Below are 17,170 nucleotides of genomic sequence, written 5' to 3' on the forward strand. Positions count from 1 at the left end.
TGCTCGTGATCGAATACCATCCGCACCGCACGCTCGCGGACCTCAGGAGAAAACTTGTTCGTCGTCTTGCTCATACAGGCTCCACCTTCTCAGGAGTTGGAGCCTCCGGCAAACCCGGCGCGGTTCATTGTGAATGTCGGGCGTCTCTAAAAATCTGACATCGCGCCGAGATCTTCTCTGCCCGGCTGGTGACCTAAAATGATCTACGTGAATCTGCATGTCTGAACTCCACTAGGGAAGGTATTACAAGCTTGGTTGTCAGCAACCAGAAAGTGCGGTGCCGCTGACGTAAGGGTCTTGAAAGGAAAGGACACCTGCTTCGAATAAGGCGCTCAGGAGCGGCCACTTCAGAAGTCTGACCTTCTTTGTGGTCAGGTCGAGTGCGAACAGAGCGTCTTCTCTTATTTGGGCACGCGTCGCGCGAAGCTGATCATGTCCAATCAGGAAAGTGTCTCCGCTACAGATGCGGGCGAGAGCGTGTTTGACGTCATCATCACAAATCGTGGAGCCACTGAGCATTCTGATCTCGTTCGTAGGGCGCACATCGTCCTTCCCCGTTCGCAACGAAGCGAGCAGAGTGCAGAAGAACGGCGCGTATTGACGCTCGACTTGCCGCGAAGCCGCACGATCTCGCGGGCTGGACAATCTATCGCTTTAGCAGCTGTCTGGGGCTGCCATTACGGTCAACGCCTGTTTCAGGTGGGTTGAGGATGTATCTCTTGCATCGCCGCCTCCTTCTGGGGCATCTGGACTACTCTGCACTATAGGCCCAGAAGTCGCGCAATGCAAGACACCTCATCTACTCTGCACTCCGAGAAGGCTCAATGAACGCGCTGTCAGGTGATTTCGATGCGGTTTTAAGGCAGGTTTGGCCTGGCGGGGTTCCGAAGGAAGAGGAGGCGCTACTCGCGCTGCAGTCGCCTGAGCGAGCGCAGGACACAGTCAAGCGGCTTAAGGCGATCCTGCGCTTGCTGGCGCGGGATGGCACGGCTGCGTCTCTGGCCGCGGAGGCAGGTATCAGCAGAAGGAGTTTGTTCGATCTTCGGGATAAATGGCTAGCCAGTCGGAGCTTGAGCGTCCTTGTGCCTCACGCAAAGCCGAATGTTCGCAAGCCTGCCGAACGGAAGGACGTGCTCGAAAAAATTGGTTCAGACCTCAAGAAACTCCCCACCGCCCGAGAAATTGCAATGAAGATGCAGGGCGAGCACGAAGCTTCGATGGGCACGCTCCGCCGGCTTGTGCGTGATAGAGCGCGGGAACAGCGACTAACAAGCGACGCGCTTTTGAACAATTTCGGCTCAGAGTTTGCCATTGACGTAGTCGCTGTGGACATGCCGATTATCACCAGGATGAACGGCAGGGCATGGCCGTTGGCCGTTATATATCTCGAAAAATCAACTGGCCTCGTGCTCAGTGCAGCGCTTATTGAAGTAGGCGGGAGCGGAATCGAAGGGGTAATTCAGCAAGGTGCAGTGCAGGCTCACGAATGGCGATTAAGTATAGCTGAGAGTATAGGGCAGCCTGTCTTGGACGTGGTATTGCCAAAACTAAGCTATAATGCGATAGATGTTTTGCGCTTTCTAAGAGCGGTGGAAACATCTGCGTTTCCGGTGCGGGTAGATTTTGAAAAACCTTACCGTTTTGGGCGGAGTGTTATAAACGCTATTGGCGGGAAGCTTGGCAGGTTCCATTTTAGGCCTAGGGCAACCGACAAGTGGCCAACTAGCGCGCAAGTGGGAGATACCGAAACTGAGCAGGTGCTGACGCTTGAGCAGGCGTCAGCCCTGTTTGGGAGTGCTGTGACAAAGTGGAACGCCGGTGTCCTCTTGAGGCTGAAAGAGGTAGGACTCGTAGAGCGAGGAGATGGGGCGGGCCCTTGGGACGAATGGGCTGCCATGCTCTCAAAGCGCGAACCCCGCCAGCTTTCTGAGTAGCTCCATGCGCTGGAGCTCGGGCATGGAGGAGAAAGCGCTTTCATGTGGAGCGTCTGCATGGATCCGTGCCCGAAGCAGCTCTTCTGCTTCGGCTAGCGACATTTCGATTTTTGTTGGGAGGCGCAGGTTTTCCGTGAAGCGCGTCATTTTTGGTCGAAGATGGAAGTCAGCCAAACGTTGCCCGATGAGTTTGCTGGTCCAGTCTCCTCCAATGATCTGCTTTTTTATGCGCTTTTCTAGTGCTGTGCCAGAACTTACGCAGATTTCGCTGAGCTTGCGCCAAGCGATATTTGCGGTCACGTTGAGCTTAATAGTGGGCTCTTGACCGGCCGTATGCGGGCCGGTCTGCAATAGCGCGTCGACCAGGGCGCGCGCCACGTATTTCGGCGAAATGTTCAGTGATAACGCCAAGCCCAGCACGCGGTGAGCTACCGGATCTATGACCAGCGTTGCGATTGGCATCGTGCGCCCGCCATCTGTGGCTGGGGTCGAGATATCGATGGCGCATTGGTCGATGACGATGCTGGAACTGACTGGGTCGTTGGTATCAATCTGTCTGCGAAGCATGCGGACAAAACGCCGAGCGGTTGATTCCGTAACCATCTTCAGGCCCGCTTCTTTTGCGATCTCAGATGCCCTGAGCCAAACCTGCCGAGGAGAGGCCGTTGGCAATTCCGCGGCCGCTCGACGAATGATGTCTTGGATTTCGATAGGGGACTTCAAATAAGGGTCTTTGGCACGTCGGGCGGTAAAAATCTTCTCAGGTTTACGGCTTTCTCTCCAAACCTTCACGAGATAGTAGAATTGCCTACGATGCAGTCCAAGTTCCCTGGCACCTTCCAAAGCGACCTCGCCGCGCGGGTCGTTGATGTATCTCTCCAGTGCTCGAATACGCCTCAGAACTTCCTCCCGTCGCTGCGGTGCGACGAAGGTAAGGTCGTATTCAGGCGTGTTGTTCTTTGCCACCGGCTTTCCTCCTAAATGATCCGATTACCGGATCACCCAAAACTTCACTTCAGAGAGCCGGAGCGTCTGCACATATATGTTCTTGATATGTTCCTTTCAACTGGGCGGCGGTCCAATTGTCTCAGGCCTGATCTACGCGCTGGCACAAAGACTGTCCGCTGCGTCGCAGCCTCGCTGCGGCATCAGCTGCGCTTTCTTTCGCGGATAGCGTCTAGCACCTTCTCAACTGTTTTCTGTGCGCCCGCTGGTGTGACACGGTAGGTGATCTCGCGCCCGTGTTTCTCGGCGCTAACGAGCCCAGCTTCCTTCAGGACGCGCAGGTGCACCGAGAGCAGGTTTTTCTCCACCTCGAGTGCCTTCGCAATCTCGCCTTGTAACATGCCGCGGTCACCGTGCGCGAGCAGCAGCTCGAACGTCCGCCAGCGCGTTCTCTGTCCAAGTGCAGCGAGGATGGGCAGGTTTGGTAGATCCATGCTTCAAAGATAATTGATCTTTGATCTGTTCGCCAGAGCGTGAACGCGCTGCTTACCATTAAAAGTTCAAGGTTCGTTGAACATTGAACGGTTGGATCCTACGTAGATTCAAGCGCGGCTCTCCCGCCAGCCCGCGCGAAACCAAATCGATCGCGGGTAAGGAGTGCTTATGCGGATAAGCAGAACGGCTAGCGATGTGTCCCCCAACTGGGTGGTAGACGATCCGCTCGGCTTGGATCAGCCGGAGGATGTGGAGGTCCGAACATCCCGTCGGGGATTGTGTCGCGTAGCATTCGTAGCAGCGGAGACGGCTTTGCGTTTTGAGCGCGAGGACATCGATTTGGACCCGATGGAGTGGATGACGAAGCCGCTGGGCCTATTTGGCGGCAAGGCGCCTATTGAGGCCTGTTTGGAGAGAGACGCGTTCTTGCAGGCTCTAATGCTGCATGGTCTGTCGCTGGGTCTTGATGCTTGTCCTGAAGGTATGAGCGGTTTGCGGCTAAAGCGCGCCAGCGACCCGAACGCCTCGCCTGCTTCTAAAGCTGGTTCGCTGAGGAAGAGGTCTGCGGATCGGCCGAAGACGCAGGTTCCCGCATGATGGAGGCATGGAATGGGCCGGCACCGGAAGATTGTCGCATTCTTACGCGTCTCCGCCTTGAGGAGGGGCCGACTGGCAGGGGGTCACCGATCGCGCCAGGCGTGGGCGTGGTGGTGGACGTTGAGACCACCGGGCTGAACCTTGTGGAAGACGTCATCATCGAGCTTGCCATGCGCCGCTTTCGATATGACGAGAGGGGGCAGATCACAGCCATTGGTCGCCGATGGTGCTGGCTAGAGGATCCGGGACGGCCGATCTCACGGGAAATTGCCAAGCTGACGGGTCTCAATGACGCTATGTTGGCTGGCGAGCGGATCGACGAGAGGGCGGCCGTGGGCATTCTCGGCAGCGCCTCCTTGGTCGTTGCGCATAATGCCAGCTTCGACAGGCCGCGTGTCGAGGCACGCCTTCCTGCTGCGAGGGGCTTCGCCTGGGCCTGTAGCTGCAACGAGGTCGATTGGCGGGAGCTAGGCTTCGATGGTCGAAGCCTGGGCTACCTGCTCATGCAAATCGGCCACTTCAACGGAGCGCATCGGGCCTCAGACGATGTCGACAGCACGATTGCGCTGCTCGCGCATGAGCTTCCCTCGGGGGGCACCGTTCTTGAGCAACTGGTGAGCCGATCATTTGAGGAGAGCTGGATGGTCCGCGCGTTTGGGGCACCCTTCGACGCGAAGGATGTGCTTCGCGCGCGTGGCTACCGCTGGGATGCGGAGCGTAAGGTTTGGTGGCGTGAGGTCGCTGACCGAGACGCAGAGGAAGCATGGCTGACCGCGCACGTCTATGCAAACGCCTCGACGATAGCCTCTGATCCCCTTTTTGAACGCGTCACGAATCGCGAACGATGGGCGTAAGGCCTTAAAAAAGTGCAGAGTAGAAATGACCACTTGCAATGTGGTCACGTTACGCCGATAAAGTGCAGAGTGATACCGTCAACCTATAACGGAGCCTCAAATGATGTTAGATTTTGTGCTGCCCACTGGTGAGGTGGCCGGCTTCGCTGTGACGTGCGACCCGGACGCTCCGAGCATCTCAATCTGTCGGCGAAGGTCAGATGGCAGCGAAGAGGTGTGCTGGACCGACCGGTGCGGCTCGGGCGACGATGCGGAAGCGCTGTGCGCGTGGCTCCAAACCGATGAGGCGCAGTTGCGCTTGTTTGGCCGCATGGCGTTGCGGCTTGGAAAAGAAATTGCTGGACGAGTCATCAGGGCTGCTGCCGCGGACGCTGCGGCAGAGAGGCGGGAGATGGAGGAGGCGGAAGCTGACCTCGAACGGCGTGAGAGCGAGATCAAGCTGTGGAAGTCTGGTCCTCGTGCAACCCGACCGTCGCTTGGGCTTCAACGAGGATGCGACCAGACGCCCTTTTGGCAGATGCGCTTTGACGCCCGATGGGAGCGGGACCGGGTCGCAGACTGGCTGATGCACCAGGCCGACCGATACGCCGAGTTTGTCAGCCTCCAGATGACGAATGGCAGCCTGCAGCTCGAGCGGGAGATCCTGGCGGGTATGCGCAATGACGAGGCGGCAGCAAAGCGCCGCGGCATAGCGACAGGCGGTCGCCGACCTCTGCGTTTCTGGAGGGGCGAATGACCGGGACATCTTCCCTCATAGATTCGAGCACTTCGTCGCTTTGTTCCGCAATTGGGGAGAGCCTGAACGAAAGTCGCTATTCGCCCGCGAGGGGGCGCCTCACGACAATCGGGCAACCCTTATCCCTCAGGCCGGTTGGGCTCGGTCTTGACCAGCCTATGGAGCTTCGCGGCGGAAGCCGACTGAACGCCGGCTCGATCACGGATGATTTGGCTTGGGATTGGCAGCCCGGTCTAAATCGTCATGTCGAGCTTGGGTGTGCGGATCAGCGGCTGCGCGATCGTGATTGGTTTTGGTTGCCACCGGCACTGCTAACGGCAAGGCCAGGTGCCGGGCGAACGCATCTTGGACGACGCTTGGCTCTGGCGGCGGGTGTTCCGCACGTTGAGTTGGACGCGAGGGACTTGGTTCGGGCGCCTTCCGTCCGACCGGATGTTTTTCAGCCAATCTCACCCCTTCTAGCGATTGCGATCTCCCGATGCGCCAATCCTGTTGTCTCGGTTACGCACGTCGAAGAGGCGGGCCACGTGGCGCAGGAACGGCTCGCAAGCTTGCTCAGTGAGGGTGAGGACGGAAGCTGGGTTGAGCCAAGCTTGGGTGCGATCCTCCATCTCGACACCGTCACCTGGCTCGTCCAGGCCGACCAGCCGACTGCCTTAGCCCCGAGCCTTGCGAAGCGAATGACGGAGATCGTCATCGAGCGACCGACGGGGGCCGACGAGAGCCTCTTCCTAATCGATCTGCTTGCTGAAGTGGCGGTCGATCACGGCATCGAAGATTTGACCGCTGCCACGGCCACAGAGGCGCTTAGGCGGGCGAATATCATCTTTCCCATAACCACTGTCGCAGAGATTTATCGCGGGATGGCGCGCGTGCTCGGTGTCTCCCCCAGCTCATCTGAAAATTCCCGAGGAGAAAATGCATGCCTACTTTCGTCGTTGAAGTAGATACGCGCCGAGTCGACGTGTCGCAGGAACAGGTCACGGTTCGTGAAATTCTTGCGCTTTGCGGTGCTGAGCCGGAGCGCCGCGACGCGTTGTTTCGCACAGACAGCGGTGAAGCTCGTTTTGTAGCACCCACGGGAATTATTGTTTGCGGGCCCGCTGTTCCGACGTTTCGCCTACACCGAGCTAGCCAGATCCGGCGCCTCACCGTCGATCGACGCGCGTGGGAATGGGGTGCAGCGAGCATTAGTACTGCCGACATTTGCGAAATCGCCGGGCTCCCAGAAGGAACGGAATTGCTGCAGCGGATGTTCGACACATTCGTCATCATCGATTCCGACGAGATCGATCTGACCCAAGAGGAAACGCCGCAAATCTTCTCCAGGCGGCCGCAGCCTGGTGTTGAGACGCGAAGCAGCGTCCCGGCCGTGGTCAACGGGCGGCCGCGTAATCTGCCCAGCCGACATGTGTCGTTTGAGGATTTGGTCTCAGCGGCATTTCCGCGCGTGCCGCAGGCGCCGTCGCGATTGTTTACCGTGACCTATCGGCGGGGGCCTCCCGATCACCCTGAAGGCTCTCTTGTGCCCTCACAGCGCGTTGCAATCACTTCAGGGACCATATTCCATGTCACAGCAACTGATAAGTCGTAACCCCGATCTGAAGCGGCTCTCGGACGAGGGCTACGCGGTGGAGATCGTCGGTGGGCATCTGATCATTCGCGACGTGCCGTATGTCACTGAGACACGGCGCGTGCGGCGAGGCACGCTGATATCGCGCCTGGATCTGGCGGGGGACCGCACAATCGCGCCCACAGACCACTTCGTTTGGTTCAGCGGCGGCGCACCGTGCGACTCGGGAGGCCGCGAGCTGATCGCAATGAGTCATCCGCGCGACGAGGTCGATCTTGGTGCTGGCTTGCGGGCCGACCGCTACCTTTGCAGCCTTCCCGTGTCGGGAGAGTTCCGCGACTTCTATGAGAAGATGACGACCTTCATCGCGCAGCTTACGGCACACGCACAGGCTTTCGATCCGTCAATAACCGCTCGGGTGCATCACGTGGTTAGGGCTCCCCCGAAACATAGCTGTTTCGCTTACGTGGACACGGCCAGCGCCAGGAACAGCATCGGCGCGTTCAACGATCGGATCGCTGGCCTGAACGTGGGCATCATTGGGCTAGGAGGAACCGGGGCATACGTGCTCGATCAATTGGCAAAGACCCCGGTCGCCAGAATCCACCTGGTCGACGATGATCGATTCGAGCAGCACAACGCCTTCAGAGCACCCGGTGCGGCCTCCGTTGAGGAGCTGCAGGCGCGACCGACCAAGGTGGCGTATCTCAAGGCGGCGTATAGCCGGATGCACAACGGCATTATCGCGCATCCGCTGCGGCTAGGAGCTGGGAATGTCGACCTCCTCGATCATCTCGACTTTGCTTTCGTGTGCGTCGATTCGCCTGTGTCTCGTAAGTTGATCGTCGAAGAGCTCGAGCGACGCGACATGAGCTTCATCGATGTCGGCATGGGCCTTCATCTGACAGATCGGGGTCTTGTCGGCACGCTGCGTGTCACAACCAGCACGCCGGCGGTGCGCAGCAAGTTGCCGATGCGGTCTCGCATTCCGCTGGCGGGCATGGTTGAGGATGATCCATATTCTACGAGCACCCAAGTCGCCGATCTGAACATGCTCAATGCGGCGCTCGCCGTGATCCGGTGGAAGCGTCTCTACGGCTTCTACCTGGACCTAGAGCACGAGCACCACTCAGTCTTCAGCGTGGACGGGAATCACTTACTGAATGAAGATCTGCTTGGAGGCGTCGCCGCATGAGCGCTGAACATGCGCCCCGTCGCAAGCGTCGGCACAGTGTAGACGCTGAGCTGCGAGCAGACCTGCATCGTATCAAGCTCGATTTGGAAGATCGCCGAGCCCGCTTGTTTCGAGCACATATGGGCAGAAGCGTCTGCTTGGCATCGCCGCTCCTTTTAGAAGGGTGCACAGCCGACGAGATCGAGGAGGCTGCTTGGGCAATGAAGCCTCCAGCTGCTTGGCCGCGGGTTGCAGAAGTCGAGCAAGCGATCCGCCTTTCAAACGCGAGGCGGAGCAAGCGGGAGGCTGGTGGTTGGCGAACGCTGCGGCTAACGAAGCGATCGGCGCACTTGCGGTTTAAGATCGGGTCGCTGTTGATCGAAACGTCGGACGAGGGCGGCCAGCTGATTCACTCCAAGGCCTCGTCTCCTGACGCAGCGACCAACTGGTTGGGCAAGCCTCTCCACACAATTTTTGGGATCGGCTTATTCAAACGGGCGCGCTGCCGAGTTGAGGCCGTCAGTGTCGACACCTACGAAAATCGCACGACTGTCCAGTTTAGCGCCCCGCTGGAAGAATGGCGGCTGCCATGGGCGAGACCCTGGCGACTCTACGGCCGAGAAATGTAAGCCAATCTCAAGTGGCGAAAGACACTATGCACTAGGCTGAGCAGAAAGACAGAGCTATGCCCGAGGCGCGTCGAATGACGCGCCTTTTTTTGTGCCTGCGGGTCATGCCTTGAGAAAATGCCCGCCTTAATAGCGTCTGTGACCGCCTTAACGGGGAATCGGTGACCCTTAACGGGTGCGATCAAGGTGAATGGTGCCCGGGGACGGAGTCGAACCGCCGACACTGCGATTTTCAGTCGCATGCTCTACCAACTGAGCTACCCGGGCACACCGGCGGAACCGCCGGGGAGCGCGCCTGTTAGTCGGGGAATTCGTGGCTGTCCAGCCCCGATTGCACATTTGTTTGCGCCGGCTCGCCGGGCACGCGGTAGCCCTCGCCCAGCCATTGCAGCAGGTCGCGATCCTTGCAGCCACGGCTGCAGAAGGGCTTGAAGTCCTGGGCGGTGGGCTTGCCGCAGATCGGGCAGGCGTCGCGGGGCATGCGGGTCACTCCTTGGGGGTCACGAACTGGACCGTGCCGCCCATGCGGCGGGCCAGCGTCTCGGTCCAGTCGGGCTCGCGCGCCAGGCGGCGGGCGATTCGGGCATCCACCATATGGGTGGCCGGCACCGGCGGGGGAAGGCGTTCCAGCCGGCGCAGCTCGGCGCGGGTGGCGGCGCCGACCGGATCGGCGTGGAGCAGCTCGGGCAGCGACGGGCGGGTGCGGCGGCGGACGATCTGGAGGAAGCCGAAGCCGTTCACCGCTGTGCGCTCGAAGGGCTGGGGCAGGGCGGCGTCGATCGCCTCGGCAACGGCGTTGCGCGCGGCCTTGCTGCTCAGCGTGGGGAAGTCGATGCCGATCGAGCCGCCGATGCCGAACCGCTCGATCGCGCGGGCGACGGCGTGGGCAGCGGCGATCGACAGCGGCTCGAGCGGGCCCGCGCCGTCTATGTCGAACAAGGTCATGGCGGGGGTCGGGGACATGCGCAGCGCGCCGCCGGGAAAGGCGATCTCGCCACTATAGGCTTCGTCGAGCAGTTCCGACCAGCCAGCCTCTTCCAGCGCATCCGCCTCGTGGGGGCGGAGCATACGCACCGGATGGTCGCTGGCGGTGATGCGGGCGAGCAGATCCGGGCCGTAGCCCAAGGGAGCTTCAGGGGGGACGGGAACGGCCTTGGGGAGCTTGGCGCGGCCGGGTTCGGGGATCGCCTCGCGGACGATCTTCACCTTGAGCGGCGCGCCTTGCGTGATGCCCTTGGGGAGCGGATCGCACAGCGCCTCGCCGCCCTGGTCGAGCGTCACCTTGCCGGTGGACTTGTCGGCGAGCCTTGCCGCGCAGATCGCGCCGACCTGGGGGCGGGTGCCCGCCAGTTCGATCCTTGCCTTCCAGATCACCCCGCGCGAAACGAGGGCGGCGCGGTTCTCGCCGATCCCCGCCTCGTACAGCCACTCAGCCAAGGGGGTAGCCGGCGCCGGCCAGCAGCGCGCGGGCCTCGAACACCGGCAGGCCGACCACGCCCGAATGGCTGCCGGAGAGGAAGCGCACGAACGCCTCGGCCTTGCCCTGGATGGCATAGCCGCCCGCCTTGCCCATGCCTTCGCCGCTGGCGACGTACCAGTCGATATCGGCATCGCTCAGGCGCTTGAACGCGACCACGGTGTCGGCAACGCGCGTGCGGGCCTTGCCGTCCGGGCCGATCACGCAGATCGCAGAGAGGCAATGGTGGCGGCGGCCGGAGAGCAGCGCGAGCATGCGGCGCAGATCGGCCTCGTCTTCGGGTTTGCCGAGGATGCGGCGGCCGACGGCGATGCTGGTGTCGCCGGCGAGGACGATCTCGTCGTCGGCACGCGTCACCGCATGCGCCTTGGCGGTGGCGACGCGCAGCACATAGGGTCGCGGCAGCTCGCCGGGGCGGACATCCTCGTCCACGTCCGGGGCGGCAACGCGATCGGGCACGGCGCCGATCCGGGTGAGCAGATCGAGCCGTCGCGGCGAAGTGGAAGCGAGCACGAGCCGCATGGGCCGCGCCTGCTTACTTGAAGCGATAGGTGATGCGGCCCTTGGTCAGGTCGTAGGGCGTCAGCTCGACGAGCACCTCGTCGCCCACCAGCACGCGGATGCGGTTCTTGCGCATCTTGCCGGCGGTGTGGCCGAGAATCTCATGGTCGTTCTCGAGCCGGACGCGGAACATGGCGTTGGGGAGAAGCTCCACAACCTGTCCACGCATTTCAAGCAGTTCTTCTTTGGCCAAAAAATGCCTCTCAGGGATTAGCGCGCGTAAAAGTGCGTCGCCCTTACAGCGCTGGAAGGAAAAAGGGAAGGCGGCGCGGGATGGGCGCGCGTCTTTGTGTGGGATGTGGGGAGGTGGGGGCGGGAAGGCGAGATGCGGGAAGATCCTCCCCTGCCCAGCAGGGGAGGGGGACCGCCGCCGAAGGCGGGGGTGGAGGGGCCGCCGCGATAGCGGCGGGTGCCTCACCGCTCGGTACCCCGCGCCTGGCGGCGCGGCCCCTCCACCATTGGCTGCGCCAATGGTCCCCCTCCCCCAGCAAGCTGGGGGAGGATTTGTGCTCTTAGTGCGTGCCGCCGCCGGCCAGCGCCGCCAGCAGCAGCAGCGCGACGATGTTGGTGATCTTGATCATCGGGTTCACCGCGGGGCCTGCCGTATCCTTGTACGGATCGCCCACCGTGTCGCCGGTCACCGCGGCCTTGTGGGCATCGCTGCCCTTGCCGCCGTAATTGCCGTCCTCGATGTACTTTTTCGCATTGTCCCAGGCGCCGCCGCCGCTGGTCATCGAGATGGCGACGAAGAGCCCTGAGACGATCACGCCGAGCAGCATCGCGCCCACCGTGGCGAAGCCCTGTTCCTTGCCCGCCACCGCGGCGATCAGGAAATAGACGATGATCGGGCTGAGCACCGGCAGCAGCGAGGGGATGATCATCTCGCGGATCGCCGCCTTGGTGACGATGTCCACCGTGCGCGCATAATTGGGCCGGCTGGTGCCCGCCATGATGCCCGGATTGTCGCGGAACTGTGCGCGGACATCCTCCACCACCGATCCCGCCGCGCGGCCGACCGCGGTCATGCCGAACGCGCCGAACAGATAGGGGAGCAGCGCGCCGAGCAGCAGGCCGACGATGATATACGGGTTGGACAGCGAGAAGTTGACCGGCCCGGTCAGCCCCAGCGCGTCGCGATAATGGTCGAGATCCGTCGTGTAGGCGCCGAACAGCACCAGTGCCGCGAGCGCCGCCGAGCCGATCGCATAGCCCTTGGTCACCGCCTTGGTGGTGTTGCCCACCGCATCGAGCGCGTCGGTCTTGTGGCGAACCTCTTCGTCGAGGCCTGCCATCTCGGCGATGCCGCCGGCATTGTCGGTCACCGGACCATAGGCGTCGAGCGCGACCACCATGCCCGCCAGCGCCAGCAGCGACGTCGCTGCGAAGGCCACGCCGAGGATGCCCGCGATCTGATAGGTCGCGATCACCGCGACGACGATCACCAGCGTCGGCAGCGCGGTCGATTCGAGGCTGATCGCGAGGCCCTGGATGACGTTGGTGCCATGGCCGGTCACCGAGGCCTTGGCGATCGATCTCACCGGGCGGAAGTTGGTGCCGGTGTAATATTCGGTGATCCATACGAGCAGGCCGGTGACGGCCAGGCCGATCATCATGCACCAGAACAGCCCCATGCCGGTGACGGTCGGCATCGCCGCGGCGGCGGCCACGGAATCGGCGGAGAGCGTGCTGCCGTCGAGCAGCGCCGAGGGATCGCCGAGCGAGGCGATCGAGTCCTGCATCCGGCCGCCCAGGACATAGTGGGTGACGCCGTAGATCGCCGGCACCGCGAGGATAACGGTGGTCCAGAAGCCCTTGTAGAGCGCGCCCATGATCGACTGGTTGGCGCCCAGGCGAACCATATAGGTGCCGAGGATCGAGGTGAGGATGCAAACGCCGCCGACCAGCAGCGGCAGCGCCATCAGCCGGGTGAGCAGCGCCGCATCGATGCCGCGCATCAGCAGCGCGATCGTCACCATGGTGAGGCCGAGCGTGACGACATAGGTCTCGAACAGATCGGCGGCCATGCCGGCGCAGTCGCCGACATTGTCGCCGACGTTATCCGCAATCACGGCCGGGTTGCGGGGGTCATCCTCGGGGATGCCCGCTTCGACCTTGCCGACGAGATCGGCGCCGACGTCCGCGGCCTTGGTGAAGATACCGCCGCCCAGCCGCGCGAAGATCGAGATCAGCGAGGCGCCGAAGGCGAGCGTGGAAAGGGTGAGCACGACGATGCGATCGCCCGGTGCATGATGCGCCACCTCGACCAGATACCAGAACAGCACCGCGATCGAGAGCAGGCCGAGGCCCGCCACCAGCATGCCGGTGATCGCGCCCGAGCGGAAGGCGAGGGTGAGCCCGCCCTGCAGGCTGCCGCGTGCCGCCTCGGCGGTGCGGACGTTGGCGCGCACCGAGATGTTCATGCCGACGAAGCCGGCCACGCCGGACAGGATCGCGCCGATCAGGAAACCGACGGTGGGGATGATCCCCAGCGTGAGGAGCAGCACGACACCTACCACGACGCCGACCACGGCGATGGCGGTATATTGCCGCGTCAGATAGGCCTTGGCGCCTTCCTGGATCGCGGCGGCGATATCCTGCATCTTGGCGTTGCCGGCGGGTGCGCGCAGCACCTGCTGGCTGGTGATGAAGCCATAGGCCACGGCGATCAGGCCGCAAACGATGGCGAAATAGACGATCGTCATAGAGTGACATCCTCCCCTGCAATTGCGGGTCGCGGCGCACGCCGGGTGTGTCCGGTCTCGTCCGCGACCCGGGAGGGTATAGCAATAAGGGGTTCGCGCAAGGCGGTTGGGGGCGAAGGCCAGGACTGCGGCCACTTCCTACTCCCCGTCATCCCCGCGGAGGGGGGATCCATTCGCCTGTGCGCTCGCGGCAAGAGCCGATCGGGCGACCCCAATGGATCCCCGCCTGCGCGGGGATGAGGGCTCGTGGGGAAGAGGCGCTTACCGCGCGCCGGCGATGATCCGCCGCACGCCTTCCAGCACCACGCCGTAGACCAGGTGCGACGCCGCGCCGAACGCATGGATCGAGGCCGGCGTCTCGCTCGGCCCGCTGCCGAGACCCAGCGCCGGCACCGCGCCCTCGTCGAGCAGCGCCGAGGTGACCACCCCGTATGCGCCGCCGAAGCCCGAGGCGGCTTCCGGGCGATACTCGGTGATCAGCCCGTAGATGCCGCCCAGCACGCCGCCGACGATATAGTGCACCGCCTGGCCCGAGGCCTCGCGATACTTCTCGGGCACCTTGTCGCCGGTGGTCGCCTCGACCACCACGTCGGCGGCCTTCACCGTCGCCGGATCGCCGTCGCTCTGGTCCTCCTTGGGGATCAGCTTGCTCGCCTGGTTCTGGAACGCGGCCATGGCGGCCGAGGCGACCAAGCCGGCGGCGACGCCCGCGAGCAGGCCGATCAGGGGACGGGGATTCGATGCCATGCGAATTGCTCCGAAAGGGATGCGACACGCGGCCGCACCGGAAGGGGAAACGCACCCCGCCGGAATCGTCAGTAGCGGATGCGCTCCGCCGTCACCCGATCCCTGGCGAGGAACGCCTGGACACTGTCGTTGCCGGCGAGATGGCCGGCACCTACCGCCAAGAACACCGTTCCGGGCGTTTTGAGCCGTGTCTCGATCCATTTCGCCCAGCGCGCATTGCGCTCGGTCAGCAGGATCCGCGCGAGCTCGGGGGTGTCGCGCATGCCTTCGTTCATCGTCGCCCCCAGCGCCTCGGGATCGCCGGCGGCCCATTGATCGATCATCTTGCCCAGCTCGGTGCCGAGCCGGGGATAGTCGTCCACCGCAGAGGTGAGGAAGGCGAGCTGCAACGCAGCGGGCATCGTCGCGAAATAGCCGAGCTGCTGTTCGGCGGTCTCGAGCCCGATCACCGGCTTGCCGCTTTCCTTCGCCGCTGCGGTCAGCACCTTCTCCGCGCCGCTCGCCGGATCATAGCCGAGCTTGGGCAGCCCGGCGACGCTGAGCGTGATGCCCGCCACCCAGGGCTGGAGCATGTCGAACGCCGCCGGCGGCACGCCGATATCGCCCATCGCCTTCAGATAGGCGTCGCGCTTGTCGGGGGGGAGCTGGTCGGCGATCGGCTTCGAACCCGGCGGGGCCAGCGCCATTCCGGCGAGCAGCCCCTGCATCGTCGCGGGATCGGGCTCGACCAGCTCGAGCACCAGCGTGTCGCTCTTGTCGAACGCCGTCTTCACCGCCGAATCGAACCAGCTGAGCCCGGGCTTGAGCACATGAACGGTGCCGAACAGATAGATGGTGGTGTCGGCATCCTTGACTACCCAGAGCGCCGGATCGGCCGGGCGGGTCTGCGCGGCTGGGGCGGCGGCCGGCGCCGCCTGGCCGAAGGCCAGCGGGCTGAACAGCAGCGCGAGCGGCGCGGCGGCGACGGCGAACAGCGACTTCAACTTCACGCCGGAAAACTCCCCCGAATGAACCGGCGCAGCATCGTGCCGCGGCGGTGTGCTGGTCTTATATCACGCTTTCAGTCGCGCGGCATGCCAGGCGACATGCTCGGCGAGGAAGGTGGAGACGAAATAATAGCTGTGGTCATAGCCGGGCTGGAGCCGCAGCGTGAGCGGAATGCCGGCGGCGGCGCAGGCATCGGCCAAAAGCTGCGGGCGGAGCTGTTCGGCGAGGAAGTTGTCGGCATCGCCCTGGTCGACCAGCAGCTCGGGCAGGCGCGCGCCGTCCTCGATCAGCGCGACGGCGTCATGGGTGCGCCATGCCGCGGGATCGTCGCCAAGATAGCCGCCCAGCGCCTTTTGTCCCCACGGCACCTGCGCGGGTGCCACGATCGGCGCGAAGGCCGAGACGCTGCGGAAGCGCTCGGGATTGCGCAGTCCGATGGTGAGCGCGCCGTGCCCGCCCATCGAATGGCCGGTGATGCCCTGGCGGCCCATGTCGGCCATCGGGAACTCGGCCGCGAGCAGCGCGGGCAACTCGTCCTCGAGATAGCTACGCATGTGGAAATGTTCGGACCACGGCGCCTGGGTCGCATCGACATAGAAGCCGGCGCCCTGGCCGAAATCATAGTCGGGTACGTCGATCACGCCCTCGCCGCGCGGGCTTGTGTCGGGTGCCACGAAGATTACCCCAGCTTCGGCGCAGGCGCGGCGATACTCGCCCTTCTCCGTCACGTTGGCGTGGGTACAGGTAAGGCCCGAGAGATACCAGAGCACCGGCAGCTTCGCGCCGTCTTCATGCGGCGGCACATAGACCGAGAAGGTCATCGGCGTGCCCGTAGCGGACGAGGCATGGCGGTACACGCCCTGCACGCCGCCGAACGCCTTGTTCGTGGAAACCGTCTCGAAGCTCATTGAAACACCACCGTCTTGCCCTGGTTGAGGAATACCCGGTGCTCGCCCACCGCATGCACGGCGCGGGCGAGGACCTGGGCTTCGATGTCGCGGCCGATGCGGATCAGGTCGTCCACCGTCGCGCGGTGATCGACGCGCTCGACCGCCTGTTCGAGGATCGGTCCTTCGTCGAGGTCCGAGGTGACGAAATGCGCGGTGGCGCCGATCAGTTTCACGCCGCGCGCATGGGCGCGGTGATAGGGCTGGGCGCCCTTGAAGCCGGGCAGGAAGCTGTGATGGATGTTGATGCAGCGGCCGGCCAGCGCCGCGGTGAGCGCGGGCGACAGCACCTGCATGTAGCGGGCGAGCACCAGATAGTCGGCGCGCGCCTCGGCCATCAGCGCGAGGATGGCGGCTTCCTGCTCGGGCCGGTTGGCCTCGCTGACGGGAAGATGGTGGAACGGCACGCCGTGCCATTCGGCGAGCCCGCGCAACGCATCATGGTTGGAGACGACCGCGACGATCTCGGCAGCCAGCGCGTTGCTCGCGCGGCGGTGGAGCAGGTCGGCGAGGCAGTGCGAGCCCTTCGATACCGCCACCACCATGCGCGGCCGGGCGTCGCCGGGCGTCAGCGACCAGTCGAGCGCCAGCTGTGCGGCGATCGGCGCGAACGCGGTCCGCAGGGTCTCGCCGTCGGGGAAGCGCGGGCCGCCAGCCTGGAAGACGAGGCGCAGGAAGAAGCGCCCCGTCTCGAGATCGGCATATTGCTGGCTGTCGAGGATGAACCCGTCGCGCTCGGCCAGGAAGCCGGTCACGCCGGCGACGATGCCGACGCGATCGGTGCAAGTGAGCGTGAGGATCCAGGTCGACAT

Annotated in this window: 18 protein-coding genes and 1 tRNA gene; 7 read left to right on the forward strand and 12 right to left on the reverse strand. The window is 63.3% G+C overall.

Going from position 1 to position 17,170, the window contains the following annotated elements:
- Positions 1 to 824: 824 nt before the first annotated feature.
- Positions 825 to 1,934 carry a hypothetical protein gene (locus CA234_RS09865; protein WP_126001587.1) on the forward strand — a complete coding sequence of 370 codons (1,110 nt, stop codon included), beginning with the start codon at positions 825 to 827 and terminating at the stop codon, positions 1,932 to 1,934.
- Here the strand turns inward: CA234_RS09865 and CA234_RS09870 are convergent.
- Positions 1,902 to 2,900: a hypothetical protein gene (locus tag CA234_RS09870; RefSeq protein ID WP_126001588.1), complete on the reverse strand. Its 999-nt coding sequence runs from the start codon at positions 2,898 to 2,900 to the stop codon at positions 1,902 to 1,904. The two genes, CA234_RS09865 and CA234_RS09870, sit on opposite strands and share 33 nt — an antisense overlap.
- Before the next feature lie 182 nt (positions 2,901 to 3,082).
- Entirely contained in the window at positions 3,083 to 3,373 is a 291-nt protein-coding gene (locus CA234_RS09875; RefSeq protein WP_126001589.1) for a metalloregulator ArsR/SmtB family transcription factor, read from the reverse strand.
- A gap of 313 nt (positions 3,374 to 3,686) precedes the next feature.
- Here CA234_RS09875 and CA234_RS09880 point away from each other — a divergent pair, with 313 nt between their 5' ends.
- The 6 genes from CA234_RS09880 (at position 3,687) to CA234_RS09905 (ending at position 8,329) form a co-directional block, all read left to right on the forward strand.
- The gene (locus CA234_RS09880; protein WP_126001590.1) at positions 3,687 to 3,971 is read left to right on the forward strand and encodes a hypothetical protein; all 285 of its coding nucleotides are present in this window, start codon (positions 3,687 to 3,689) and stop codon (positions 3,969 to 3,971) included.
- Positions 3,971 to 4,825, forward strand: a complete 855-nt coding sequence (locus CA234_RS09885) for a 3'-5' exonuclease (RefSeq protein WP_241213439.1) — start codon at positions 3,971 to 3,973, stop codon at positions 4,823 to 4,825. The genes CA234_RS09880 and CA234_RS09885 overlap by 1 nt, the downstream gene beginning before the upstream one ends.
- A 100-nt stretch (positions 4,826 to 4,925) precedes the next feature.
- The gene (locus tag CA234_RS09890) at positions 4,926 to 5,561 is read left to right on the forward strand and encodes a hypothetical protein (protein WP_126001592.1); all 636 of its coding nucleotides are present in this window, start codon (positions 4,926 to 4,928) and stop codon (positions 5,559 to 5,561) included.
- Between the two features lie 158 nt (positions 5,562 to 5,719).
- On the forward strand, positions 5,720 to 6,508 hold the full coding sequence (locus tag CA234_RS09895; RefSeq protein ID WP_126001593.1) for a hypothetical protein: 789 nt from the start codon (positions 5,720 to 5,722) through the stop codon (positions 6,506 to 6,508).
- Positions 6,484 to 7,155, forward strand: coding sequence for a multiubiquitin domain-containing protein (locus tag CA234_RS09900; protein WP_126001594.1), 672 nt, complete (start codon positions 6,484 to 6,486; stop codon positions 7,153 to 7,155). The genes CA234_RS09895 and CA234_RS09900 overlap by 25 nt, the downstream gene beginning before the upstream one ends.
- Positions 7,130 to 8,329 carry a ThiF family adenylyltransferase gene (locus CA234_RS09905; RefSeq protein WP_126001595.1) on the forward strand — a complete coding sequence of 400 codons (1,200 nt, stop codon included), beginning with the start codon at positions 7,130 to 7,132 and terminating at the stop codon, positions 8,327 to 8,329. Before CA234_RS09900 ends, CA234_RS09905 begins: the two co-directional genes overlap by 26 nt.
- Before the next feature lie 799 nt (positions 8,330 to 9,128).
- Here CA234_RS09905 and CA234_RS09910 read toward each other — a convergent pair.
- The 10 genes from CA234_RS09910 to purU all read right to left on the reverse strand — a co-directional run bounded on the left by CA234_RS09910 (position 9,129) and on the right by purU (position 17,170).
- Positions 9,129 to 9,204, reverse strand: a tRNA-Phe gene (locus CA234_RS09910).
- A gap of 31 nt (positions 9,205 to 9,235) precedes the next feature.
- Positions 9,236 to 9,418: a DNA gyrase inhibitor YacG gene (gene yacG / locus CA234_RS09915; protein WP_126001596.1), complete on the reverse strand. Its 183-nt coding sequence runs from the start codon at positions 9,416 to 9,418 to the stop codon at positions 9,236 to 9,238.
- Between the two features lie 5 nt (positions 9,419 to 9,423).
- A complete protein-coding gene (locus CA234_RS09920; RefSeq protein WP_126001597.1) occupies positions 9,424 to 10,374 on the reverse strand; it encodes a ribonuclease in 951 nt (316 codons plus the stop codon).
- On the reverse strand, positions 10,367 to 10,936 hold the full coding sequence (locus tag CA234_RS09925) for a nucleoside triphosphate pyrophosphatase (protein ID WP_125977341.1): 570 nt from the start codon (positions 10,934 to 10,936) through the stop codon (positions 10,367 to 10,369). Before CA234_RS09925 ends, CA234_RS09920 begins: the two co-directional genes overlap by 8 nt.
- 13 nt (positions 10,937 to 10,949) lie before the next feature.
- The gene (gene infA, locus CA234_RS09930; protein WP_003049127.1) at positions 10,950 to 11,168 is read right to left on the reverse strand and encodes a translation initiation factor IF-1; all 219 of its coding nucleotides are present in this window, start codon (positions 11,166 to 11,168) and stop codon (positions 10,950 to 10,952) included.
- Positions 11,169 to 11,487: 319 nt separating this feature from the next.
- Positions 11,488 to 13,677, reverse strand: a complete 2,190-nt coding sequence (locus CA234_RS09935; protein ID WP_126001598.1) for a sodium-translocating pyrophosphatase — start codon at positions 13,675 to 13,677, stop codon at positions 11,488 to 11,490.
- A gap of 261 nt (positions 13,678 to 13,938) precedes the next feature.
- Complete coding sequence (locus tag CA234_RS09940) at positions 13,939 to 14,424, reverse strand: DUF1440 domain-containing protein (protein WP_125977338.1); 486 nt, start codon at positions 14,422 to 14,424, stop codon at positions 13,939 to 13,941.
- Between the two features lie 68 nt (positions 14,425 to 14,492).
- On the reverse strand, positions 14,493 to 15,413 hold the full coding sequence (locus CA234_RS09945) for a TraB/GumN family protein (RefSeq protein ID WP_125977337.1): 921 nt from the start codon (positions 15,411 to 15,413) through the stop codon (positions 14,493 to 14,495).
- 63 nt (positions 15,414 to 15,476) lie between these two features.
- A complete protein-coding gene (gene fghA / locus CA234_RS09950) occupies positions 15,477 to 16,319 on the reverse strand; it encodes an S-formylglutathione hydrolase (protein ID WP_125977336.1) in 843 nt (280 codons plus the stop codon).
- Complete coding sequence (gene purU, locus CA234_RS09955) at positions 16,316 to 17,170, reverse strand: formyltetrahydrofolate deformylase (RefSeq protein ID WP_125977335.1); 855 nt, start codon at positions 17,168 to 17,170, stop codon at positions 16,316 to 16,318. The genes fghA and purU overlap by 4 nt, the downstream gene beginning before the upstream one ends.

Source organism: Sphingomonas sp. ABOLE, from assembly GCF_003950455.1.
Lineage (GTDB): Bacteria > Pseudomonadota > Alphaproteobacteria > Sphingomonadales > Sphingomonadaceae > Sphingomonas > Sphingomonas trueperi.